General features: G+C 60.8%; 21 protein-coding genes, 1 tRNA gene and 1 pseudogene. 10 read left to right on the forward strand and 13 right to left on the reverse strand.

Annotation, left to right across the window (positions count from 1 at the left end; translation table 11 throughout):
* The first annotated feature begins 166 nt into the window (after positions 1–166).
* Together B7X90_RS10210 and B7X90_RS10215 are read left to right on the forward strand one after the other, a co-directional pair.
* Entirely contained in the window at positions 167–1423 is a 1257-nt protein-coding gene (locus B7X90_RS10210; protein ID WP_292624166.1) for a dicarboxylate/amino acid:cation symporter, read from the forward strand.
* A 124-nt stretch (positions 1424–1547) separates the two neighbouring features.
* Positions 1548–2162, forward strand: coding sequence for a superoxide dismutase (locus B7X90_RS10215; protein WP_292624168.1), 615 nt, complete (start codon positions 1548–1550; stop codon positions 2160–2162).
* A gap of 82 nt (positions 2163–2244) precedes the next feature.
* On the opposite strand, the gene B7X90_RS10220 is transcribed toward B7X90_RS10215, so the two are convergent.
* Both B7X90_RS10220 and B7X90_RS10225 read right to left on the reverse strand, forming a co-directional pair.
* Entirely contained in the window at positions 2245–2859 is a 615-nt protein-coding gene (locus tag B7X90_RS10220) for a sigma-70 family RNA polymerase sigma factor (RefSeq protein WP_292624169.1), read from the reverse strand.
* Positions 2852–3007, reverse strand: a complete 156-nt coding sequence (locus tag B7X90_RS10225; RefSeq protein WP_292624171.1) for a NepR family anti-sigma factor — start codon at positions 3005–3007, stop codon at positions 2852–2854. The genes B7X90_RS10220 and B7X90_RS10225 overlap by 8 nt, the downstream gene beginning before the upstream one ends.
* A 453-nt stretch (positions 3008–3460) precedes the next feature.
* Between B7X90_RS10225 and B7X90_RS10230 the strand changes: the two genes are divergently transcribed.
* Positions 3461–5062: a CHASE domain-containing protein gene (locus B7X90_RS10230; RefSeq protein WP_292624203.1), complete on the forward strand. Its 1602-nt coding sequence runs from the start codon at positions 3461–3463 to the stop codon at positions 5060–5062.
* A 71-nt stretch (positions 5063–5133) separates the two neighbouring features.
* On the opposite strand, the gene B7X90_RS10235 is transcribed toward B7X90_RS10230, so the two are convergent.
* Positions 5134–5928, reverse strand: coding sequence for a response regulator (locus B7X90_RS10235; protein WP_292624172.1), 795 nt, complete (start codon positions 5926–5928; stop codon positions 5134–5136).
* An 84-nt stretch (positions 5929–6012) separates the two neighbouring features.
* The gene (locus B7X90_RS10240) at positions 6013–6351 is read right to left on the reverse strand and encodes a response regulator (protein ID WP_292624174.1); all 339 of its coding nucleotides are present in this window, start codon (positions 6349–6351) and stop codon (positions 6013–6015) included.
* 166 nt (positions 6352–6517) lie between these two features.
* On the opposite strand from B7X90_RS10240, the gene B7X90_RS10245 reads away from it, so the two are divergent.
* Positions 6518–7312, forward strand: coding sequence for a Crp/Fnr family transcriptional regulator (locus B7X90_RS10245; protein ID WP_292624176.1), 795 nt, complete (start codon positions 6518–6520; stop codon positions 7310–7312).
* Positions 7313–7557: 245 nt separating this feature from the next.
* On the opposite strand, the gene B7X90_RS10250 is transcribed toward B7X90_RS10245, so the two are convergent.
* Positions 7558–8715, reverse strand: a complete 1158-nt coding sequence (locus tag B7X90_RS10250) for an N-acetyltransferase (RefSeq protein WP_292624177.1) — start codon at positions 8713–8715, stop codon at positions 7558–7560.
* Between the two features lie 154 nt (positions 8716–8869).
* Here B7X90_RS10250 and B7X90_RS10255 point away from each other — a divergent pair, with 154 nt between their 5' ends.
* A complete protein-coding gene (locus tag B7X90_RS10255) occupies positions 8870–9964 on the forward strand; it encodes a fatty acid desaturase (protein WP_292624179.1) in 1095 nt (364 codons plus the stop codon).
* 1 nt (position 9965) lies between these two features.
* On the opposite strand, the gene lptG is transcribed toward B7X90_RS10255, so the two are convergent.
* Both lptG and lptF read right to left on the reverse strand, forming a co-directional pair.
* Positions 9966–11066, reverse strand: a complete 1101-nt coding sequence (gene lptG / locus B7X90_RS10260; protein ID WP_292624182.1) for an LPS export ABC transporter permease LptG — start codon at positions 11064–11066, stop codon at positions 9966–9968.
* Entirely contained in the window at positions 11056–12297 is a 1242-nt protein-coding gene (gene lptF, locus B7X90_RS10265; RefSeq protein WP_292624184.1) for an LPS export ABC transporter permease LptF, read from the reverse strand. Before lptF ends, lptG begins: the two co-directional genes overlap by 11 nt.
* Positions 12298–12559: 262 nt before the next feature.
* On the opposite strand from lptF, the gene B7X90_RS10270 reads away from it, so the two are divergent.
* A complete protein-coding gene (locus B7X90_RS10270; protein WP_292624186.1) occupies positions 12560–12958 on the forward strand; it encodes a hypothetical protein in 399 nt (132 codons plus the stop codon).
* 4 nt (positions 12959–12962) lie between these two features.
* Here B7X90_RS10270 and clpS read toward each other — a convergent pair whose 3' ends face one another.
* The 3 genes from clpS to phaC all read right to left on the reverse strand — a co-directional run bounded on the left by clpS (position 12963) and on the right by phaC (position 16429).
* The gene (gene clpS, locus B7X90_RS10275; RefSeq protein WP_292624205.1) at positions 12963–13301 is read right to left on the reverse strand and encodes an ATP-dependent Clp protease adapter ClpS; all 339 of its coding nucleotides are present in this window, start codon (positions 13299–13301) and stop codon (positions 12963–12965) included.
* A gap of 245 nt (positions 13302–13546) precedes the next feature.
* Positions 13547–14422 (reverse strand): phasin family protein, encoded by an 876-nt coding sequence (locus tag B7X90_RS10280; protein ID WP_292624188.1) that lies wholly within the window; start codon positions 14420–14422, stop codon positions 13547–13549.
* Positions 14423–14566: 144 nt separating this feature from the next.
* The gene (gene phaC, locus B7X90_RS10285) at positions 14567–16429 is read right to left on the reverse strand and encodes a class I poly(R)-hydroxyalkanoic acid synthase (protein WP_292624191.1); all 1863 of its coding nucleotides are present in this window, start codon (positions 16427–16429) and stop codon (positions 14567–14569) included.
* 170 nt (positions 16430–16599) lie between these two features.
* On the opposite strand from phaC, the gene B7X90_RS10290 reads away from it, so the two are divergent.
* From B7X90_RS10290 to B7X90_RS10305, 4 genes are all read left to right on the forward strand, one after another.
* Complete coding sequence (locus B7X90_RS10290) at positions 16600–17799, forward strand: LL-diaminopimelate aminotransferase (protein WP_292624193.1); 1200 nt, start codon at positions 16600–16602, stop codon at positions 17797–17799.
* Between the two features lie 138 nt (positions 17800–17937).
* Entirely contained in the window at positions 17938–18753 is an 816-nt protein-coding gene (locus B7X90_RS10295; RefSeq protein ID WP_292624195.1) for a crotonase/enoyl-CoA hydratase family protein, read from the forward strand.
* Between the two features lie 37 nt (positions 18754–18790).
* On the forward strand, positions 18791–20176 hold the full coding sequence (locus B7X90_RS10300) for an RNB domain-containing ribonuclease (protein ID WP_292624197.1): 1386 nt from the start codon (positions 18791–18793) through the stop codon (positions 20174–20176).
* Positions 20177–20253: 77 nt separating this feature from the next.
* Positions 20254–20327 (forward strand) — tRNA-Cys (locus B7X90_RS10305).
* A gap of 68 nt (positions 20328–20395) precedes the next feature.
* On the opposite strand, the gene B7X90_RS10310 is transcribed toward B7X90_RS10305, so the two are convergent.
* The 3 genes and pseudogenes from B7X90_RS10310 to B7X90_RS10315 all read right to left on the reverse strand — a co-directional run bounded on the left by B7X90_RS10310 (position 20396) and on the right by B7X90_RS10315 (position 22748).
* Positions 20396–21268 (reverse strand): GAF domain-containing protein, encoded by an 873-nt coding sequence (locus B7X90_RS10310; protein WP_292624199.1) that lies wholly within the window; start codon positions 21266–21268, stop codon positions 20396–20398.
* Positions 21269–21337: 69 nt separating this feature from the next.
* Positions 21338–21628 (reverse strand): annotated as a pseudogene (locus B7X90_RS18370) (excisionase family DNA-binding protein); the annotation flags it as partial.
* Between the two features lie 244 nt (positions 21629–21872).
* Positions 21873–22748, reverse strand: coding sequence for an alpha/beta hydrolase (locus B7X90_RS10315; RefSeq protein WP_292624201.1), 876 nt, complete (start codon positions 22746–22748; stop codon positions 21873–21875).
* Positions 22749–22852 lie beyond the last annotated feature (104 nt).

A 22852-nucleotide genomic window follows, 5' to 3' on the forward strand; every position in this document is an offset into this window, starting at 1 on the left:
CCATCGGTGCCGAAAAACTTGCGTGCCATCGAACGGCTCATCCCTTGATTCAAGCGCCTTTTGCAGGCGCACACGTTGCCATGCCGCGTGACATAGCTAATGTCATCTCAAGATGACCTTACCGCCTCATGAAAATTCGTCCAACCCGGAGCCAAAACCGGCGGCAATGACTCTCCCGCCGATTGCGCAGGTTCCGGCAGCGTGGACGTTCTTTGGCCTGATTGGTGGATTGGTCGGCGGGCTGGCAATTGCGTTTGCCGCACCATCGGGGTTGCCGCTGGTCGAGACGTGGGTTCTGCCGGTGGGGGAAATGTGGCTTCGCGCGTTGCAGGCCACGATCGTGCCTTTGGTGGCCGCGCTGCTGTTCACTGGCGTGACGCAGACCGTGGCGACGGCGAGTGCAGGGGCCTTGGCGCGGCGCAGCCTTGGGCTGTTTGTTGCGGTGTTGGCGTTCAGCGCTGCCATGTCTTTGCTGGTCACGCCCGCGCTGATCGGGCTGATCCCGATTCCGGGTGAGGCGGGGGAAGCGTTGCGGCAGACGCTATCGGGCAAGGATGCCGGGCCGGTGCCGGGGATTGCGGATTTTCTGCGATCTATCGTGCCTACCAACGTGCTGGATGCGGCGGCGAATGATCGGATGTTGCCGCTGATCCTGTTCATGGCGGTGTTCGCCTTGGCGGTTTCGCGGCTGGCGGGGCCGCAGCGCGAGTTGATGACGACTTTCTTTGCCGCGCTTGCTTCGGCCATGCTGGTGGTCATCGGCTGGGTATTGGCGCTCGCGCCGCTGGGCGTGTTCGCGCTGAGCCTGGCCGTGGCGGCAAAAAGCGGCGCTGCGGTGATCGGCGCGCTGGCGCATTACATCCTGATCGTGGTCCTGACCGGGTCGGTGGTGATGTTTGCAGGCTATGGCGTGGCTGTGGCGATTGCGCGCAAGCCGCTGGGCGCGTTTGCCCGCGCGATGGTGCCGGTGCAGGCCTTTGCGCTGTCCACGCAATCCTCGCTCGCCTCGCTGCCAGCAATGCTGGGCGCGTGCCGCAATCTTGGCGTGCGCGAGACGACGGCGGAGTTCGTGATGCCGCTGGCCGTGGCACTGTTCCGCGCCACCAGTCCGGCGATGAACCTTGCCGTGGCGGTCTATGTCGCGCACCTTTACGGCGTAGTGCTGACGCCAATGGCGATGATCGCAGGGTTTACCGTGGCGATCCTTGTTTCGCTGAGTTCTGTGAGCCTGCCGGGTTCCATCAGCTTCGTTGCCTCAGTCGGGCCGATTGCCATTGCGATGGGGGTGCCGGTGGAGCCGCTTGCCTTGCTGGTGGCGGTGGAAGTGCTCCCCGACCTGATGCGGACGCTGGGCAATGTGACGCTGGACGTGGCGGTGACCGCAGCGGTGGACCGGACGCATAGCGCCGAGCAATCGCGCTAACTGCAACTGCTGCTTCGAAAAATTCAACTGGATCTGGCAGGTGATGGCTTGCCTTGAGGCAACCAATGCGCATTTCGGGCGTTGGTCTGCATTGCAGATTTCATATCAAAGGACCTGAACTGTCATGGCGATTATCCTGCCCCCGCTGCCCTATGCCGACACTGCATTGGAGCCGACGATTTCGGCCACCACGCTGCAGACGCATCACGGCAAGCACCACAAGGCCTATGTCGACAAGACCAACGCTGCCGTCGAAGGCACTGATCTTGCTGATGCCAGCCTTGAAGAAATCATCACCGCAGCAGAAGCCAAGGGTGACAAGGGTCTGTTCAACAATTCCGCGCAGAGCTGGAACCATGCGTTCTACTGGAACAGCATGACGGCGGAAACGAGCGCACCGGAGGGTGAGCTGGCAACAGCCATCGACAGCGCTTTCGGGTCACTGGAAAAGTTGCAGGAAGAACTGGCCTCGCAGGGTGCGGCGCATTTCGCATCTGGCTGGGTGTGGCTGGTTTCCAAGGGCGGCAAGCTGGCCGTTGAGCAGACGCACGATGCCGCCACGTTTGGCACGGGCGACGCCAAGCCGCTGCTCGTAATCGATCTGTGGGAACACGCCTACTACCTCGATCACAAGAACCTGCGTCCGGCCTATCTCAAGGCGGTGATCGAAAAGCACCTGAACTGGGCCTTTGCGGCCGAGAATCTGGCGCGTGATGGCAGCTGGACTTATCCGGGCTGATTTGTGAGATCGGGCCGCTCGCAGCGTTGGTCTGCGGCGGCCCGGTGTATCAGGTATCTGAAGCCGGGGTGGACGCGCTGTTCTAGAGGCGATTGCCGTCGCGAACGGTGTCTTCAAGTTCGCCCATGATGGCTGAATGGGCCACTGCATCTTTGGTGCTGCGGCGTGGAATCTGGCCATCTTCGATCATTTGCGAGAGGGTGGCGCGGGCACGGCCCACACGGCTTTTGATCGTGCCGACAGCGCAACCACAGATGGTCGCAGCCTCTTCATAGCTGAACCCGCCAGCGCCGACGAGCAGCAACGCCTCGCGCCGTTCCGGCGGGAGCATGAGCAGCGCGCGGTGCATATCGGACAGATGCATCGGTCCTTCCTGCGCGGCGGGAGCCACGAGGATACGTTCGGCCACAGTCTCATCATAGTCGGCGCGGAACCGGTTGCGGCGCATATCGGTGAGGTAGGCGTTTCGCAGGATCACGAAGGTCCATGCGCGCATGGATGTGCCGGGTTCAAACCGCTCCTGCGCAGCCCACGCTTTGAGAAGGGCTTCTTGCACAAGGTCATCGGCCAAATCGGGACGACCGCATAACCCACGCGCAAAGGCGCGCAAGTGTGGGATTACGCCGGTGAGTTCACGCTTGAAAGCCACAGGATCAATGGCGGGGCGGGGCGAAAGGTTGGCATCAGCCTCAGCCATTGGATGGATCGTCCAGCTTTTCGAGCAGCTGCGCAAAAGAATCTGGCAGCGGTTCGTCCAGCACGGAATCGTACAGGCGTTTCAGCCCGTCCGCCCATTCGGGAGGGTGCGCTTTGCCACCCTTCCGGCGTTGTTGACCGGGGTTCATTGGATTTTCTTTCGACATTCGCTCTGTCAACGCCTCCCCCTCCAGGGATAAAACAATATGAACCGCTGAGGCGCGGCAGATGCGTTTGTTACACGGTGTCGCAAGGCCGCTCCAGCGCGAAGGTGGTTAACCAACGGGCAGATGCCCCAACGACATGATTTGCATGAGGAACGATATAGGGAGCGGTCGGTTCCCGTCCTGTAGGGTTTGCATCGGCAATTCCTTTGGCGGGCAAATGATGCAATGGATCAGAGGCGTGGGGATCAGAGGCGTGGCGGAACAGGGGGGTGGATGATCAATCGTGAGGTTGCGCCAGGCACCAGCCTGATCAGGGTGCCGACAGGGGAGGGTTGATAGCGCGCAATGGAGAGGCTTCTTGCCCAGAAGAAGCTCACTGCCAGATGGTATGAGCGTTGGCCGCGCGGAGTTCCCGTGGGGATTTTCGTGGCGACCATGGCGGTAACGCTGCTCAGCGTCTTTGCGATCGAGCGGGCTGACGAGCAGCGCCAACGCGCGCAGATGGCTCAGGTGGCGCAGGAAGTGGCATCGGGCATCGAACGCCGTTCCAATGCCAACGCGGCTTATCTGCGCTCCAGCGCGGCACTGTTTGCCACGCAGCAGATGGTCGAAGCTCCGCTGTTCCGCACGTTTGTTCGCCAGTTGCACCTTGATGGGCGCTATGTTGGTTCTGACGGGATCGGCTGGGCAATGAAAGTCCGCCGCGTGGATGTGCCGACGGTCGAGGCGATCATGCGCAGCGGTGGTGTGCCCGATTTTACAGTGCGTTCGGATCCGCAGACGGGTGCGGGGCATGTTGTGCCGGTGATGTTCATCGAGCCGGATTCGAGCCGTAACCGCCGAGCCATCGGGTTTGACATGTTTTCCGAAAGCGCGCGGCGCGCAGCGATGATCGAGGCCGAACGGTCTGGGCAGCCGACCGCAACCAAGGCCGTGGTCTTGCAGCAGGAAGGCAGTGCTGGGCAGCCGGGCTTTCTCGTCTACATGCCAGTATTCGCACTGGGACAAAATGGTACGCCGCAAAAGCTGCGGGGGTATGTCTATTCACCGTTCAATGCGCAGCGCTTTCTGGAAGCGTCGATCGATGAAAGTCGGCTGCAGGGGGCCGGTGTTCGCTTGTTCGATGTGGATGAAGGAACACCCAAGTCTGCAATGAAACTGATGGCGGCGATTGCTCCTGATCAGGATTCAGGCCGTGTTGTGAACCGGCCAATCGACATTGCAGCTCATCGCTATCTGCTTGAGATCGAGGCTCCAGCCACGCCGATGCTGTCGATGATGTCGGTGATGACGCTGCTGTTCGGCTTGTTGGTGGCTACGCTGCTGCTGGTGTTGGCGCGGCTGTTGACGCAGCAGGCGGCGGAAGATCGCATCGCGCTGGCGTGGTTCGAACAGCAATCATCAATCCGCAATTCACTGACGCGGGAGCTTAATCATCGGGTCAAGAATACGCTGGCAAATGTGCTTTCGATCATTTCCCTCACCCGCCGCAGGGCCACAAGCTTGGGCGATTTTGCCGATAGCCTTGAAGGGCGCATCCGGGCGCTTTCGGCCACCCACGATTTGCTGACCCAGTCTGACTGGGGGACAACACCGGTGGCGATGGTGGTGCAGGCAGAGCTTGCGCCCTATGCGCAGGATATTCAGCGCCATCTTGAGATGGGTGGGCCGGATGTGGAACTTGCCCCCAACGATGCGCTTTCGCTGGGCCTTGCCGTGCATGAGCTGGCCACCAATGCGGCCAAATATGGGGCGCTGAGTGTGGAGAGTGGGCGTGTTTCGATTCGCTGGGAGATGGCGGGCGACGACGTGGCGCGTATCGAATGGATCGAGCGTGGCGGCCCGCCGATCGATGTCGAAATGCGCCGCAAGCGTGGATTTGGCACGGAACTGATCGAGAAGATCGTGGCGCATGAATTGCGCAATCCAGTGGAACTGCGCTTTGAGCCGGAGGGTGTTCGCTGCACTTTGCTGATACCTGTGCGGCGGCGCGGTGATTTTGCCATACGGCAGGGGCGCTCTGGCAAAATCGGCTGAAGCACCAAAAAGCTGACCATGAAAAAGGGCGCCGGCATTGTGCCGACGCCCTTTTACGAATTTCCCGAAATTCAGAGCGGGCGGCTCGATCCGAAGAACAGCGCCTGGCTGATTGCGGTGCGCACGGTCTGTTCCTGAAACGGCTTGGTGATCAGGTAGGTCGGCTCTGGCCGGTCTCCGGTCAACAAGCGTTCGGGATAGGCGGTGATGAAGATGACCGGCACCGAGCCGAGCTTGAGAATGTCGTCCACCGCATCAAGGCCGGAGCTGCCATCAGCCAACTGAATATCGGCCAGCACCAATCCGGGCTGTTCGCGCTGCACGATTTCCAGCGCTTGCGTGCGGGTGGCGGCCATACCGCATACATCGTGGCCGAGCGAGCGGACGAGATCTTCGAGTTGCATCGAAATCAGCGGCTCGTCTTCAATGATCAGGACCGATGTGGCGGATTCGTTGTCGATCTCCGCAATGGCGTCCTGCACCATGAGTTCAACGTCTGCCGGATCACGGCCCATGATATAGGCTGTGTCATCGATGCTGAAATCTTCCAGCGTGGTCAGCAGCAATGCCTGGCGATTGGCCGGAGTCATTGCTGCAAGGCGTTCTTGCGCGGCAGCTTCATGCTGTTCGAGCATACCATGCGCGCGCTCGGCGGTTTCGACGTAGGCAGTTGACCACACGCGGTTGAACGCGTGGTACAGTTGTGGACGGCCTTCGCCGATCTGCGCGCGCAGGTCTTCATCTGCAAGCGCCGCTTCGAGTGTGGCGCGAACAAAGCTGTCGCCAGCAGACTGGCTGCCTGTCAGCGCGCGAGCATAGCGGCGCAGATAGGGCAGTTGGTTGGCAACCTTGGAACCCAGAGACATTCATACCCCTTCCCGGTCAGTATCGTGCGCCCAAAACGCGCGACACGGCCATCCGGTTCCCGGTTCGGGAACGCGATGAGTATCCTACGGACGCTGCAATGACGCAACGACCCAATCGCCAAGAAGGTCCGGCGATGCAGGCTTTCTGAATTGGGCGGCAAATCCGTGACTTGCAGGAACAGCATCGGCATCGAAAGCTGAACTGAATGCCACAGCGCAGCCGCGTTCATGAAGGGCGCGGGCAAGATCCAGCGTCAGGCCATCGGGCAATTGCAGGTCTAGCAGCGCCGCATCGGGGGTACGCGCGGCGATCAAGGCCTCGGCCGTGGCCAGATTGGTGGCCACAGCGACTTCAATGCCGCGATCGATCAGGGCATCCTCAATCGCCATGGCGACAAGAATTCCATCTTCGACTACAAGCACCAGCGGCCCGGCAGTGTTTTGTTTTTGCAGAAAAATCCCCACGTTAGGCCAGCCTGGCCACCAAATTGGCGTGAGCACTAGTGCAAATTTCGGGAACCAACCCTGTCTTTTGACATAGCAGGCGTTGCAGGGCGCGTGTTTGGCACGGCAGATACAAGGAGGGCAAATGGCGCGAGACGACGAGGTTCCGGCAGGGTCTGATGGATACTTGCAGACGCGCATGGTTCGCAATGGCGGTGCGCCGTGCCTTGCCTGCCCGCTTGAAGCCTGCCCCGGATTGCACCAGCCCAAATCCGAACTGCGGGGCTGGATCGCGACATTCCGGCAGGGTGAGGTGCGCTTTGCCCGTGGAGAGCAGGTTTTCGCCCAAGGCGAGCGCCTGCCGCACCTCTTTACGGTCCTTTCCGGTGTATTGATGCGCACGCGCCTGCTTGAGGATGGGCGGCGGCAGATCATCAATTTCATGTTTCCCGGTGATTTCATCGGGTTGCAGGCAGCACTCGACGGAGAGATGACTCATTCCGTGGAAGCGCTAACCAGCGTCACGCTTTGCGCCTTTGCACGGGGGCGGTTTTTTGAGCTGGCCGCGCAGCAGCCGCAGCTTTCGTTCGACCTGACATGGCTTGCCGCGCACGAAGAAGCGGCGCTTGAGGAGCATATTGTCTCGCTCGGCCAGCGCAATGCGCGTGAACGCATGGTCGCGCTGGCCGTTTTCCTCGTCCAGCGCGGCATGGATTCAGGACTGGCTCCGGGCGGCCTGTTGTCTTTGACAGTGACGCAGGGCCAGATTGCCGACATGCTTGGCCTGTCGCTGGTCCACACAAATCGCAGCCTTCAGGCGCTGCGGCGGCTGGGGCTGGTGGACTGGACACTTTCTGCAATCCGCATTCCCGATATGGACGAAGCGCGCCGGTTTGCAGGGCTGGACGCTCCTTCGCCGTCACCTCGGCCCTATATTTAGTTCACTTTTTTGGAAACCTTTGATTTTGGGATTGAAAAACAAAGATAAAAATTTTCGAAACGCTGGGAACCGGCGTAAAGTGTGGTCGTTTAGAGTATGTCACCGCCGAGACCCCCCCTCCCGTCCAAGCGGTGGTGATACGATCCCGAAAGGTCCCCGATGGAAACGTCGGGGACCTTTTTTTCAGGTGATCGGCCCCGGTCAGGCAGCGATGCCCGGCCGGGGTTTTTCGTTTCAGATTCCTGTCAGAGCGCCTTGTCGTAGATCACGTAGGTCTTGTTGATCCCGCTGTTGATCGCCTCGGCAATGGCGTTCATTCCCTGATTATCTTCAAGGATCCAGCCGATCTCTGCCCGCGTCGAGCCATAGTGCTTCACAGATGTGCGGCGGATCGTTTCGATCATCATGAAGGCCAGCTGGCTGGCAAGGCGCGACGATTGCAGCCGCTTACGCACGCCCATCAACGGTACGCGCATGGTGCGCACCTTGGGATTGCGCAGCCACAACAGCAGTTTGGCCCAGTTGAACGGGAACAGGCTGCCGCCCATCGGTTTCAGCACTTCGTTGAGATCGGGCAGCGTCATCATGAAGGCCACCGGCTCGCCTTCATACTCGGCAATCATGATCAGGTCTTCACGCACGATCGGCTTGAACTTCTTGCCGGCGTACTGGATTTCAGTATCGCTGAAGGGCACGAAGCCCCAATTGTCAGACCATGCATCGTTGAGGATGTCGAGGATCAGCGCCGCTTCCTGTTCAAACTTCGATTTGTCGACATTGCGAATGCGGATCTTGGCGTTCTTTTCACCCGACTGGATGATCCGCTGGATCAGGGGTGGAAATTCGGTTCTGATGTCCAGATCAAAGCAGTTCAGCGTCTTGGCGGGCTGATAGCCCATAGCGTTGATATAATCGTCGTAGCGCTTTGGCTGGTGGCCCATCATCACCGTGGGCGGATGATCGAAGCCTTTCACCAACTGGCCCGGCTCCTCCCAGATCGACATGGACAGTGGGGCGAGCACGCGAGTCATGCCCTTGGCACGCAGCCAATCCTCAGCTTGGCCGATCAAGGCCTGTGCCACCGCCTCGTCTTCGGCTTCAAGCAGGCCCCAGTTGCCAGTGCCCGGACCCATGCCCTGTGACGGGTCCATTGCGATGGCGAGCTTGTCAATATGGGCGGAAATGCGGCCGACGACCGCTCCGGCGCGGCGGGCAAGGAATAACTGGACGTCAGCATGTTCGAAAAACGGGTTCTTGCCCGGCGTGATAAGCTCTTCGGCTTCCATCCGCAGCGGCGGCACCCAGTGGGGATCATCGGCATTGAGGCGATAGGCGAGGTCGACGAATGCCTTCTTGTCCGCCTTGCCGGAAACGGGAGTGATGATTATTTCGCCTTGGGCCACGATCTTGCCTTTGTTTGCGGGTAAGCGGGTGATGATGGTCGGACTGCGGTTCACATCGTAAAATTGTCAAGCCGGTGGCGCTGTGTGGGGGCGCTGGGCGGTGCAAAACCGCCGGGTTCAACCGGCATGTACGGGTCATACTGGAATTTGTGGCATGATTGCGACCGATACGCTTGAACTTGCTGCTGCGCCCACCAAGGCAGCAGCTTCGCTTCCTCCCGGCCTTGCGGGAACGCCTGACGATAGGGAAATGCTCCGCGCCGCGGTCGATCTGACACGCGATATCGCGACGGCACGGCCAGGCATTTATTGGCCCGATATGCTGGGTTCGGCTGCGCTCGGCTATGCCGCACTGGCAGGCGCGATCTTGCTGGAGAACCCGCTGTTGGCGGCGCTTTCTGGTGTCGTGTCGGCGGTGGCGCTCTATCGTGCGCTGCTGTTCATCCATGAACTGACACATATCCACAAGACCGCGCTGCCCGGCTTCCGCTTCGGCTGGAACCTGCTTGTCGGCATTCCGATGATGATTCCATCGCTGATGTATGAAGGCGTTCACACGCTGCACCACGCGCGCACGCGCTATGGCACAGCGGAAGACCCGGAATACCTGCCGCTGGCCTTGATGAAGCCATGGTCGCTGCCGGTGTTTGCGTTGTCGGCGCTGTTGCTGCCGATTGGCCTGCTGATCCGTTCGGCCGTATTGGTGCCGCTGGGCGTTGTGATCCCGCCCTTGCGCAAGCTGGTGTGGGAGCGCGCTTCGTCGCTCTCGATCAACCCTGATTTCCGCCGCCGCCCGCCAGAGGGAGACTTTGCGCGCATGGTATTCTGGCAGGAACTGGGTGCGTCGGTCTGGGCGATTTTCCTCGTCTCGTGGAGCGCCACGCATTCTTGGCGCCCGCTTCTCATCGGCCTTGCGGTGATCTCGCTCACCGCGCTGCTTAACCAGATACGCACGCTGGTGGCGCATCTGTGGGAGAATGAGGGTGAGGCGATGACCGTGACCGGGCAGTACCTCGATTCGGTCAACGTGCCGCCGCCTGCCGCGCTTGCCCCGCTGTGGGCACCAGTGGGCCTGCGTTATCACGCACTGCACCACCTGCTGCCGTCGATGCCCTATCACTCGCTGGACGAAGCGCATCGCCGGTTGCGCCAGCACCTTGGGCTTGGGTCGACTTATGAGAAGGCGAACTATGTGGGGCTGATGCCGTTGCTCGGGCGGTTGGTGCGCAGCACAATGATGGCGCGCTGATTTACTCTTCGGTGCGGATCAGCACCGTTTCGCCGATCAGGAAGAACAGCACGAACGGTGCCCAGGCCGCCAGAAAGGGCGGATAGGCCCCGAAGTTGCCCATCGCCAGCGCGGCATTGTCGAACACGAAGTAGGCAAAGCCCAATCCCATGCCGATCACTGCACGCACGAACAGGTGGCCCGACCGCGCAAGTCCGAACGCGGCCACCGCGCCGAGCAAGGGCATCAGCAGGGCAGAGAGCGGGCCTGACAGCTTGTGCCACCATTTGCCTTCAAGCTCAGTGGTGCGGAACCCCGCCTCGCGGATGGCGGAAAGCGAAGTGTTCAACTGGCCCAGCGATTCCGCATCGGCATCGACGCGGCTGATCAGCACCTGTATCGGGTCGACGGACTTGGCATAGACTTCATCGCGCCCCAACGGGGCCTTGCGCGCGCTCTGCACATCAAACACCACGGGGGCGCGGAATTTCCAGCCGGGATTGGCAAACGTGGCGGAGGGCGACGTGACGATCTCGGTCACCATGCCGGTAGGATCACGGCGATACCAGCTGACCCCGTCCATGCGCATCGCATTGCCTTCACCCGCCACGGCGCGGGCGAAAAGGATGTTCGGCCCATCTTGCAGCCAGACATTGGCCTTCGTACCGGATTCCAGCGGAATTGGCCCGTACTTCACATTTTGCCATGCCTTCAGGGTCGAGGTCGCGCGCGTCACCACGCGTTCGTTGAAGCCGAATGTCACCGCTGATGTCACTGCCGCTACAAGGAACAGCGGCGCAAGGACCTGATGGGCAGAAAGGCCGGCCCCCTTCATCGCGATGACCTCGCTGTTCTGGTTCAGCGTCATCAGCGTGATAATCGTGGCCAGCAGCACCGAATAGGGCAGAAAACGGCTGACGAGCTGCGGCATTCGCAACGAGACATAGGTCAGCAATTCGCCCTGACCATTGCCGGGTGCCGCCAGCACCTTGCCGCTCTCGCTCAACAGATCGAGCATCTGCAGCACCAGAACCAACATCAGCAGCACCGCCACGATGCGTACAGCAAACATCTTGGCAATATAGGTGGCCAACGTACGCGAGGGGAAGAATTCAAGCTGCATGGGCGGGTGCCTCGTCTTGCGGCGGAGCCTCGTCGGGCAGGCGTTTGCGTTCGAACAGCTTGCGCACCATACGCCCGATCTTGCCGAACAGCGTTTCCAGCGCGCCGATGGGCTGGCCGCCGGGGACATAGGCGATGCGCCAATACATCCACAGGATCAGCGCAGCGAACAGCACGAATGGCCCCCACAATGCCAATACCGGGTCGATCCGGCCGAGGCTCGCCACATCCTGCCCGTACTGGTTGACCTTGTGATAGGCGACGACCATCACGATGGACAGGAACACGCCCAGCGCCGACGTTGATCGCTTGGGTGGTACGGCCAGTGCCAGCGCGAGCAGCGGCAGCAGGAACATCATCACCACTTCGACGATGCGGTAGTTGAAATTGGCCTGCGATTGGATGCGCAATTCCTCGGAATAGCGGTCGCTCCAGCCGATTTGCAGAAGTTCGGGCAGGAAATATTCGTTATCGGCATCGCCGCGCTGCCGGAACTCTTCGATCTTGGGCAGATCGATCGGCAGATCATGGCTGGCGAACGTGAGCACGCGGGGCGAGGCGATGTCCGGCCCGTCCTGCACGATTTGGCCATCGGTCAGGCGCAGGATCACCGTGTCAGGGCTTTCCCGGTTGGCGAAGAAGCGGCCCTCCCGTGCAGAGATGACCATGACCTGCCCGCTTTCGGTCTGAAGCCGGGCAAAGATGCCGCGCAGGTCGCGCCCCTCGTCACGGCTGGAATCGACGCGCAGCGCAGTGCGATCCTGCAAGGAGTTGAACTCACCCACCTTGATCGAGGCACCCAGCGCGCCCGATCGCAGTTCGAACTGCAGCTCTTCGTAGTAATAGCGCGACAATGGCTGGAGATAGCTGACGATCACCAGGTTCAGCGCAGCGAGGCCAATCGCGAACATGTAGGGCACGCGCAGCAGGCGGGTGTAGGACAGGCCCACCGCGCGCATCACGTCCAGCTCGGAACTCGTCGCCAGCTTGCGGAACGCAAACAGGATGCCCAGCATTAGGCCAAGCGGAATGGCAAGGCTGGCGTATTCGGGAAGCAGGTTTGCCAGCATCTTGAATACGACGCTGATCGGCCCGCCTTCGGTCGCCACGAAATCGAACAGCTTCAACATCTTGTCGAGGACCAGCAGCGACGCGGCGAGCACGAAGACAGACAGCATCGGCACGAACACAAGCCGGGCGATATAGCGGTCGATAGCGGTGAAGAATTTCACGGGATCAGGGCCATGATGTCAATTGAGGAAAGCAGCAGGGCATCGACGAGGACGAGACTACGTTAACCGCCTGTGAGCGAGCCAAAGGCCTAGCCGCAAGTCGCGATGCGGGGAAGGGAAAAGGCGTTCTGCTGCTGAGCGCATAACTAAAGTTATAGAAATATCTCCGATCTGGATGTAAGGTGCCTATCCTAAGGGGTGATGGCAGGGAGATCCAAGCGTGGGTGCGGAAAAGAGGCACAAGGCCTGGTGGAACCGACTGGTGAGTGGGCCATCCAACGCTGAAAAGCTCCATACGCTTGCGGACTGGTGCGAGAATCTCGCCGCCACAGATCAGCGAGCCGGGTTTGGAAAAGTGATCGATGAACTCGATTTTGGACCCGGCGTCGATGCCGCCATGGAGCGTGCCGCGCGGCAAGGGGTCGTCCTGCTTGCAGAATCGGGCGCCTTTGAAAGCGCCGCCGTGGCCCTGATCCCGCGCAGCGCCATCTATTCTGGCGGACGTATGGCAGATGGGCAGTACGTTGCGCAGGTTATCCTGCAGGGCGGGGTTGCTGCCCATTCGCGCGCCGCCCGAAGTCTGTCGATGGCTTGGGTGGCTGCTCTTGTGCGGGCACTGGCGCGTCAATCGGTTGAAGCGAACGCTGCCCAAGTGAATTGAAATATCAGGCTTTTTCCAGCGTACATTGCAGCGGGTGCTGGTTCTGCCGCGCAAAGTCCATCACCTGATTCACCTTGGTCTCGGCAATTTCGTAAGGGAAGATGCCGCAAACGCCCACACCGCGTTGGTGGACGTGGAGCATCACGCGCGTCGCCTGCTCCAGATCCATATGGAAAAAGCGCTTGAGGACCATCACCACGAATTCCATCGGGGTGTAGTCATCGTTGAGCATCAGCACCTTGAACTGGCTGGGCTTTTTGGGCTTGGCGCGGGTTTTGGTGGCAATGCCGATCTGATCGTCACCACCCGGACTGCGCGTGTCGTCCTCACCCGCGCAGCGCAGGGGGCTTGCATAGGGCAGGGGCGCGGACTGGTCCGGCAAGGCGTGGCTAACGGTTCGCATGATCGGCTTTAATATCGCATCCACTGCGCGCAATCACAAGAGGCACAAGCGGGCAGGGCGTTGATGTGTGGCGCAAAAGCTTCAGCCCGGCAACGGCAAAGGCCGCGCAGCAATGCCGCGCGGCCTTCGTTTTCCGTTTCAGCAGCAGTAACACAGCCGCGAACGCCGGCCATGCTACAGCCGAATCAAGCGGCGTGCTTGATCTTTTCGACCGCGAGGCTGACGCGGGTCGAGATCGGCTGGAACGCTTCATTGGCAAGCTTCAGCATGGCTTCGCTGTTCTTCGAGCTGGCGGCAACCGCAGCGTCGAAGTTCTTGCGCATCAGCGCCGATTGCTTCTCGAAGAACTCGGTAGGCGACTTGACCGTGGTCAGGTCCTTGACATCAGCAGTCATGGTTTCGAAAACCGACTTGGTTTCTGCAACATAACCCTTGGTCATTTCCTGCAGGCCCGAAGCGAAGATCTTCGACGATTCGACCATAGCTTCGACGTTGCCCTTGGCAAAAGTGCCGGCATCGCCAAACGCAGCCTGGCTCTTTTCAAGAGCAGCCTTGGCCTTGTCCTGCGCGTCCTTGAACGCAGCGGTCATCTTTTCGGTGATTTCGGTGGAGGTAGTAGCCATTGCGAACAGTTCCTTTCTGGGCGCCGTCATTGTCTTGGGGGCGGCGCTGTTTTGCTTCACGCGGGGAGTAGCGGTGAAAGGACGCTTGGCTGCGGGCTTCACCGCAGGCTCGGGTGCGGCAGCCACAACGGGCTTGGCACGACGGGCCTTGGGCAGGTTTTTTTCGGCCGACTTGCTTACCGGCTTTGTCTTGGCTGCTGCTTTTGCAGGCGTGGCCTTCGGCGCAGCAACGTCGGGAGTTTTGGCACTGGCAACCTCGGCGGCTGCCACGCTCTTCACCTGAGCTTTGCTGGGCTTCTCCGGCTTGCGCGCTGCCTCAACAACGGGCGTGACACCGTCGATTGCCGAAACTTCTGGCAGCACTGCTGTTTCTGCCACCAAAGAGGTGGTTTGGACGGTGCTGTCCTTCATTTTATCGGCCATCGTTTCATCAGCCATTGTTGCGACTCCTGCTCAGCTATCGGGCGGAATACGAATCCCGCACTCTTGCTGCACTGCACAAAATAGGAATCGGCACGGCGATGTCAAGATTTTTGTGCAGTGCACAATATCCGAAATGAAGCTATTAGAGGCCGGAAACAATCAGCGGCTGCGGACGTAGCGTCCCGGCGCGTCTTCGATCACCTTGTCGCCCTTGCCACCCGGCGCGCGCTTGCCCTTGGCCGGAACGCGCGGCGGTGCTTGCTCGGCAATCCACTCCGCCCAGTCGGGCCACCAGCTACCTTTGGTCTCTGTCGCCCCGGTAACGAACGCATCGAGCGTGTCAGGAGAGGAGGGGTTGAGCCAGTACTGGTATTTGCCCGAACTCGGCGGATTGACAACGCCTGCAATGTGGCCTGAACCCGCCAACACGAACTTCCACGATCCCGACAGATGCCGGGTCAGTTTCCACACGCTGTTCGGCGGCGCAATATGGTCCTCGCGCCCGGCCTGAATGTAGCAGGGTGTTGCAATGCGGCGCAGATCGACTGGCGTATCATCGACTACCATTGCATCTGGGATGACCAAGCGGTTGTCGCGATAGAGGTCGCACAGATACGATTGGTGCCATTTTGAGGGCAGGTTGGTCGTGTCACCATTCCAGTGCAACAGGTCGAACGCCGGATAGGCTTCGCCCAGCAAGTAGTTGTTGACCACATAGTTCCAGATCAGGTCGGTGCCGCGCAAGGCATTGAACGTTGCCGCCATATAGCGCCCGTCCAGATAGCCGTCGGTCGAAAAGCTCTCCAGCATCTTGAGCTGGCCGTCATCAATGAAGTTGCGCAGCTCGCCCGCATCTTCGAAATCGACCTGCGCGGTAAAGAACGTAGCGCTTGCCACCTTGTCGGCCTCGCCCCGCCGTGCCAACACGGCCAGAGTCGCAGCCAGCGTCGTGCCCGCAACGCAATAGCCGATGGTGTGAACCGCAGGCACTTTCAGCCGCGCCCGCACATGGTCGATTGCCTCGATCTGGGCGCGCACGTAGTCGTCCCAAACCACGTCTGCCATCGAAGCATCGGCCGATTTCCACGACACCACGAATACCGTCAGGCCTTGCTCCACTGCCCAGCGGATGAAGCTTTTCTGCGGATTGAGGTCGAGGATGTAGAAACGGTTGATCCACGGCGGGAAGATCAGCAGCGGTGTTTCGAACACCTCGTCGGTGGTGGGCGAATACTGGATCAGCTGGAACAGCGGTGTTTCATGTACTACCTTCCCCGGCGTCATCGCGATATTTCGACCCAGTTCGAAGGCGTTGGGATCGGTGTGGGTCAACTGCCCTTTGCGCAAATCGTCCAGCAGATGCTCGACACCCTTGACCAGATTCTCGCCGCGCGTCTCCATTGTCCGCTCGATCACGACGGGATTGGTCAGCGGGAAATTGGCCGGAGACAGTGCATCGGTGACGACCTTGGTGGCAAAGCGCAGTTGCTCCTTGCGATCGGGCGAAAGGCCCTGCGTTTCCTCGGCCATCTGCTGCAACCGTTCGGCCAGCAGCAGATAGGTTTGATGGATCAGCGCAAAGGCGGGTTGTTCGTGCCAGCGCTTGTCAGCAAAGCGGCGGTCCTTGCGCGGCAGGGCCGGAGCCTCAGGCACGCCACTGCCGACAAACTGCCTCATCACCGCGCCCCACAGCGCCATGCTCTCGTTCCACAGCTTCGTCTGGGTTTCGGCTTGGGCAATCGGCATTTGACCGGCCATCGCCATGAAAGTTTGCGTCCACTTGCCGATATCGCCAAACCGGGTGAACATCGGTTCGATTTGCCCTGCCTGTTCGGCGCTGAAATCCAGCCACATCTTCTGCAGCTTGGCAGCAGACATCGCCCAGTGCTGCAGGTCAGCAGGTTCGGCGCTCATCCCTTCCGCACCGGGCACCAGCGGCGCGAACAGGCTGCGCATTGCTTCGCCCTGCTGCCGAAAAAGGTCCTCGAACACGACTGGATCGCCAAGTGTCTTGTCCGTCATCTGCATTCCCTGCCGTTACGAAATGGCTGTTTCCGCCAATTCTATACACGCCATGTGACAGCTTGTTAGCCCTGTCGTGTCTTGTCGTTCCACGGTTTCCACCTGTCACCAATTCGCGTAAGGGCCAATCTGCGGCGATATTGCCGCGCCTTTTCGATGAGTATTCAACCGTGGACGAAGAATTCTACCGCATGAAGCGCCTGCCGCCCTATGTCATTGCCGAAGTCAACGGCATGCGGGCCGCCGCGCGCGCCGCCGGTAGGGACATCATCGACCTCGGCATGGGCAACCCCGATCTACCGCCGCCCGATCACGTGATCGAAAAACTGTGCGAAGTAGCGCGCAAGCCCGATGCGCATGGCTATTCGGCCTCCTCGGGCATCCCCGGCATTCGCAAGGCGCAGGCCAATTACTATGGCCGCCGGTTCAACGTGGACCTTGATCCTGAAACCGAAGTCGTAATGACGATGGGTTCCAAGGAAGGCCTTGCTTCGCTCGCTACAGCCATCACTGCGCCGGGTGACGTGGTGCTCGCGCCCAACCCCAGCTACCCGATCCATACCTTCGGTTTCATCATCGCCGGGGCTACGATCCGTTCGGTGCCAACCACGCCGGACGAGCGCTATTGGGATTCGCTTGATCGCGCGATGAAGTATTCGGTGCCGCGCCCTTCGATCCTGATCGTGAACTATCCGTCGAACCCGACGGCGGAAACGGTCGACCTCGCTTTCTACGAACGCCTTGTCGCGTGGGCGAAGGAAAACAAGGTCTGGATCCTGTCCGACCTTGCCTATTCCGAACTCTATTTTGACGGCAATCCCACCCGCTCTATCCTTGAGGTGCCGGGGGCAAAGGACGTGGCGGTGGAATTCACGTCTATGTCCAAGACGTTCTCGATGGCAGGATGGCGCGTCGGTTTTGCGGTCGGCAATGCCCGCCTGATCGCCGCGCTCAAGCGGGTCAAGTCCTACCTCGATTACGGCGCCTTCACGCCGATTCAGGCCGCTGCCTGCGCCGCGCTCAATGGCCCGCAGGACATCGTGCAGAAGAACCGCGAACTCTACCAGAAGCGCCGCGACGTGATGGTCGAAGCGTTTGGCCGTTCGGGTTGGGAAATCCCCAGCCCCAAGGCATCGATGTTCGCATGGGCACCCCTGCCGCCCGCACTCATGCACTTGGGCAGCCTCGAATTTTCGAAGCAACTCCTTACCCACGCCGAAGTCGCGGTCGCTCCCGGCGTCGGTTATGGCGAGGATGGTGAGGGCTACGTGCGCATCGCTATGGTCGAAAATGAGCAGCGCCTCCGCCAGGCGGCGCGCAATATCAAGCGCTACCTGCAATCGATGGGTGTCAATTCCTCGGCTGCCTAAAGCGCTGCATCTGATTGATGTGACGGCCCTTTCCGCCAGCGCGGGAAGGGCCGTTTCCGTTCGCGCCATCCGTCAAATGTCGGCACTGGACCAGCGGCATCGGGTAAGGCACCTTGGTGCGCAACGAACAATAGGCGGATGCCCCCGATGAACTTCCTGGATCGCGTTTCCATCACCGTCGAAAACCATGTCGCGCACGTCCTGCTGGACCGGGCGGACAAGATGAACGCGCTCGACGATGCGATGTTCGAAGCTATCGTGGCCGCCGGGCATCACCTCCACAACGAACGCGGCATTCGTGCGGTGGTGCTTTCGGGCGCGGGTCGCTCGTTCTGCGCCGGGCTGGACTTGTCCAGCATGGGCAAAACCGATCGCTGGGGCGAAGGCGGCGGTGGAGGACTGGCCGAGCGCACCCATGGCAATGCCAATCGCGCACAGCAGGCGGCGATGGTCTGGCGCAAGCTGCCGATGCCGGTGATCGCCGCCGTCCACGGTGTGTGCTTCGGCGGTGGTTTGCAGGTCGCCAGCGGCGCGGACGTCCGCTTCATCGCGCCCGACGCGCGGCTTGCCGTCATGGAAGTCAAATGGGGCCTCGTGCCCGACATGGCCGGATACGTCCTGTGGCGTGGTAATGTGCGCGATGATGTGCTGCGCGAACTGACCTACACCCACCGTGAATTCAATGGCGAGGAAGCCGTGCGCTACGGCTTTGCCACCCACGTCAGCGCCGATCCTCTGGCCGATGCGATTAAGCTGGCGCAGGAAATCGCAACCAAAAGCCCCACCGCCGTACGCGGGGCCAAGCTGCTCTCCAACCGCACGCCTGATATGAGTGTGGATGAGATATTGATGGCCGAATCCATCGCCCAGCACGAACTGATGTATTCGAAGAACCAGATGGAAGCCGTGCGCGCTGGCATGGAAAAGCGGCCTGCAGAATTTGTCGATCCCTGAATTTGTCGTTTGGGCATTGGCTGCTAAGCCATAGGGCATGAAGGCCATTCACGATCCCACCGGCGCGCTCACCGCCGGTCTCGCCGCGATCCGCCAGCAATATCAGGTGCCGCAGGGCTTCCCACCCGAAGTCCTCGCTGTGGCCGAGGCGTCTGCAAAACGGGCGCCGACCGCGCATGTTGACCGCACCGCCATCCCCTTCGTCACGCTCGATCCTGCCAGCAGCACTGATCTCGATCAGGCCTTGTGGATCGAACAATCGGGCGCTGATCTGATCCTCCATTATGCCATCGCCGATGTCGCGTGGTTCGTGGACGATGGCGACGCAGTCGATGCCGAAGCATGGAAACGTGGCGAGACGCTGTACCTGCCCGATGGCAAGGCCAGCCTCTATCCCCCGGTCCTGTCCGAACGCGCCGCAAGCCTCCTGCCCGACGGCCCGCGCCCGGCGGTGGTCTTCACCGTCCGTCTCGCCCCCGATGGCACCGCGCGCCTCGATCGCGCCGAACGCGCCCTGATCCGCAGCCGTGCAAAACTTGCCTACGATGCAGTGCAGGACTCTGATCTCCCGCCTGTCTTCTCCGAGTACGCCCAGCGCGTAAACGCCGCCGAAGCGTCACGCGGGGCCGCCCGCGTCGATCCGCCTGAGCAGGAAGTCGAAGCCTTGGGTCAAGACCGCTACGCCTTGACTTTCCGCCCGCAACTGCCCTCCGAAAGCCGCAACGCGGCCATGTCGCTCTCGGCCAATCTCGCCATAGCCGATGCGCTGCATCGGGCAGGCACCGGCCTGTTCCGCGTTATGGCAGGGCCGAACGAGAAGGCTATGTCGCGCCTGCGCAGCACCGCTGCCGGGCTTGGCATTGCATGGGAGCATGGTGAGGATATCAAAACGCTCGAACGCCGCCTTGACCAGAAGAATGCGCATCACGCCGCGTTCATGCTCGCCGTCCGCCGTGCGGGCAACGGCGCGGGCTACGCGCCGTGGATTGCGGGCGAAACCCCGTGGCACGAGGCCATCGCCGCCACCTATGTCCACGCTACCGCCCCCTTGCGCCGTCTGGCTGACCGCTATGTGATCCGCGCGACCCTCGCCGTCGCAAATGGCCGGCCTGTCCCCGAAGAAGTTGCAGACGCCTTTCAGCGCCTGCCCACCGTCATGGCCCGCTCCGGTGTACTATCCGGCCAGATTGAACGCGCGGTGATCGACCTTGCCGAAACCGTCATGCTCCACGGCCGCACCGGCGAACACTTCGCCGCCTGCGTGACCGATGCCGATGGCGATTCGGCCCGTGTCCAGTTGCTCGACCTTCCCGTGGTCGCTCGCGCCAAAATTCCTGATGCTACCCCCGGCCAGCGCCTCAATCTGCGCCTCGAAGCGGTCGACCCCACCAAGCGCCGCCTCACTTTCGCCCCAACCGGCTGAACGTGTCGCAAGAACCACTTGCGACACCGCGCCGTTCCGGCTAACCGCCCCGAACCACGCAAAGCACCTGCGATCGAGGCCCGATGGCGGAGTGGTTACGCACCGGATTGCAAATCCGTTTACGCCGGTTCGATTCCGGCTCGGGCCTCCATAAGTTGCCATTGCCGTTCAGAACTGCCCTTGCGCCGTACGTTCAATGGATATGCCTGATGCGGCCCATCAGGCGGTAACCGCCGAGTGCACTGCCGACTTGCGCCGCCCTCCGCCATGGCTTCGCTTCATTTCACGCAATCGCAGTTCGGTGCTTGCGAGCGAGGCGAGTTCGCTCAGTGTCCGCGTCTGGCGATTGTCGAGTTTCCGCGGTGCGAAATCGATGATGCACAATGACCCCAATGCAAACCCGCCGCTATCAAGGATCGGCGCGCCGGCATAAAACCGGAACGCGGGATTATCGGCCACTGCGGGATTGTCGGAGAATCTGGCGTCGAGGCTCAGGTCCTCGACGGCGAACACGTCCTTTTGCAGAATCGTGTGATTGCAGAATGCCCAGCTCCGCGGTGTATCGGTCATCTCAAGGCCGATGCGGGCCTTGAAGAACTGTCGCGTCGGCGTGAGAAGCGTGATCAGCGAGATAGGCGCATCGAGCGTATTGGCAGCGAGCCAGGCGATTCGATCGAATGCTTCTTCGGGGATGCTGTCCACCAGCCCGGATCGTTCGAGCGCTACCAGGCGCTGACGCTCGTTCAGCCCGACCGGAAAAGGAAGGCCCTCTGATTCCAGACGAAGATTGGGCGGATCGGTGAGCATTTCCTTGATCGCAGCCACCGCAGCGGCCGTGTCCTTGGCCCGAATTGCGTGGCCGAAGTCGCGCTCAACTGCGGAAGCAGGGGCTCCGACAATGATAATGTGGTGCGTCGGAATGTTTGTCTGAGTGAGCAGCGCGCTTATGAGCGGGGAGGCGGTTTCGGCTTCGTCATATTCTGCAACAACGATTGCTGGTTCTCGTTGCCCGATGGCCAGCAGCGCGCCCGCCATGGAATCGGCAAAGCTGACATTGAATTCGCGCAGGTCGGAAGCAAGCTGATCGCGCATCCCGCCCCGAGCGACCGCAAGGATATTTGCCGAAGGGCTGTCAGGCCCGCTTGAACCCGCAGTGATGATAGCCTCGACATCCCGTCTATAAACGCGACGATGGCCACCCGGCGTTTTCCACGAGGGCAGGGAGCCGCCTTCAACGAGCAACTGCGCCGTCCGCACTGAAACGCCGAGCAGCTTTGCTGTTTGGGCCGTGGTCAGAATGTCATCGTTCATTGCATGTCCGCATATTGGATAAGGCTCCGTGACGGCATCACTCCGTCTAACGCACAAAGGGCCAATATCGCAAACACCCACTCTTGATACATTTGATATAATTGATGTCTTCGTCGCGTGTTCGCCGACGCGTTGTCCCATGCCTCGGACAGGTCACTTCACAACACACCTGCTGCCCAACGCAATTCAGGCGAACATTGATATGAAAGATCAATGTGACATTCGAAGCAGCAACGATGTGCGTGAGCTATCCCCAGTTGTTCGATAGCCGCCCCCGGTGATGCATGGGAGTCCGCCCTGCATTTCTGGCAGGGCGGACGCTTCATTCAGCACCGGTTGCGGCATGGGAGCATAGGCCTACGGTATCGGCTTGCCCGCCCAGACCCTAGCGGACAAGGGCGCTGCGCAGACGCTGGGCGCCTTGAGCGATGGCAGCGCGAGCAGGTTCGCTGCCAGCAAGGGGGTTGAGCATCACGAAATCATGCATCGTGCCGTTGTAGCGGGTGGTGGCGACGGGAACGCCTGCTTCGATCAACCGGCGTCCATAAGCCTCGCCCTCGTCACGCAGCAGGTCGTTTTCGGCAACGACGATCGTCGCCGCGGGCAAGCCTTCGAGCTGGCTGCGCGAGGCACGCAGCGGGAAAGCAAGCACATCCTGCCGATGTTCGGCTGGATAGTTGGCCTCAAGGAAGTAATCCATGGCCTTGCGGGTCAGGAACGGGCCATTGCCAAATTCGCGGTACGAGGCATTGTCCGATACATCAGCGGTTACCGGATAATACAGCAGCTGGTGTCTGATTTGCGGCCCGCGGCGTTCCTTGGCCATCATGGTGACGGCAATTGCCATGTTGCCTCCGGCGCTGTCACCCGCGACGGCTAGCCGGGTTCCATCTATGCCGAATTCAGCGCCATTCGCAGCAACGTGCTTGAGTGCGGCATAGGCTTGCTCGTTGTTCACCGGATAACGGACTTCGGGCGCGTTATCATACTCGACGAAAACCACGGCAGCACTCGCTTGGACAGCCAGTTCCCGGATTAGATGGTCATGGGTATTGCGATCGCCCATCACCCAGCCACCGCCGTGGTAGTACAGAACTGCGGGCAGATCACCCGATGCATCGGCGGGGCGAACGATTCGGACGCGCACTTTCCCCGTCGGGCCGATATTCCAAACCAGATCCTGTGTCGTGGTGGGTGCGGATGCCGCGATCTTGCCGGCCTGCACACTCGCCAGCACAGCGCGGGCATCGGCATGGGACAACTGATAGGGGTCACTGCACGAAAGTGAATTTTACGTACGCTAGGGTCGAACGAACGGCGAACGCTGACGGTGCTAGCGTCGGAAAGGTATGACGACAGCCTGGT

This window comes from Novosphingobium sp. 17-62-19, from assembly GCF_002256775.1.
GTDB lineage: Bacteria > Pseudomonadota > Alphaproteobacteria > Sphingomonadales > Sphingomonadaceae > Novosphingobium.

What these genes read in the sequence shown, in the direction of transcription:
- B7X90_RS10210 (WP_292624166.1), top strand. Translation starts at nt 167, where the DNA reads ATGACTCTCCCGCCGATTGCGCAGGTTCCGGCAGCGTGGACGTTCTTT.
- B7X90_RS10215 (WP_292624168.1), top strand. Translation starts at nt 1,548, where the DNA reads ATGGCGATTATCCTGCCCCCGCTGCCCTATGCCGACACTGCATTGGAG.
- B7X90_RS10220 (WP_292624169.1), bottom strand. Translation starts at nt 2,859, where the DNA reads ATGGCTGAGGCTGATGCCAACCTTTCGCCCCGCCCCGCCATTGATCCT.
- B7X90_RS10225 (WP_292624171.1), bottom strand. Translation starts at nt 3,007, where the DNA reads ATGAACCCCGGTCAACAACGCCGGAAGGGTGGCAAAGCGCACCCTCCC.
- B7X90_RS10230 (WP_292624203.1), top strand. Translation starts at nt 3,461, where the DNA reads ATGGCGGTAACGCTGCTCAGCGTCTTTGCGATCGAGCGGGCTGACGAG.
- B7X90_RS10235 (WP_292624172.1), bottom strand. Translation starts at nt 5,928, where the DNA reads ATGTCTCTGGGTTCCAAGGTTGCCAACCAACTGCCCTATCTGCGCCGC.
- B7X90_RS10245 (WP_292624176.1), top strand. Translation starts at nt 6,518, where the DNA reads ATGGCGCGAGACGACGAGGTTCCGGCAGGGTCTGATGGATACTTGCAG.
- B7X90_RS10255 (WP_292624179.1), top strand. Translation starts at nt 8,870, where the DNA reads ATGATTGCGACCGATACGCTTGAACTTGCTGCTGCGCCCACCAAGGCA.
- lptG (WP_292624182.1), bottom strand. Translation starts at nt 11,066, where the DNA reads ATGCAGCTTGAATTCTTCCCCTCGCGTACGTTGGCCACCTATATTGCC.
- B7X90_RS10280 (WP_292624188.1), bottom strand. Translation starts at nt 14,422, where the DNA reads ATGGCTGATGAAACGATGGCCGATAAAATGAAGGACAGCACCGTCCAA.
- phaC (WP_292624191.1), bottom strand. Translation starts at nt 16,429, where the DNA reads ATGACGGACAAGACACTTGGCGATCCAGTCGTGTTCGAGGACCTTTTT.
- B7X90_RS10295 (WP_292624195.1), top strand. Translation starts at nt 17,938, where the DNA reads ATGCCCCCGATGAACTTCCTGGATCGCGTTTCCATCACCGTCGAAAAC.
- B7X90_RS10300 (WP_292624197.1), top strand. Translation starts at nt 18,791, where the DNA reads ATGAAGGCCATTCACGATCCCACCGGCGCGCTCACCGCCGGTCTCGCC.
- B7X90_RS10310 (WP_292624199.1), bottom strand. Translation starts at nt 21,268, where the DNA reads ATGCGCGATCAGCTTGCTTCCGACCTGCGCGAATTCAATGTCAGCTTT.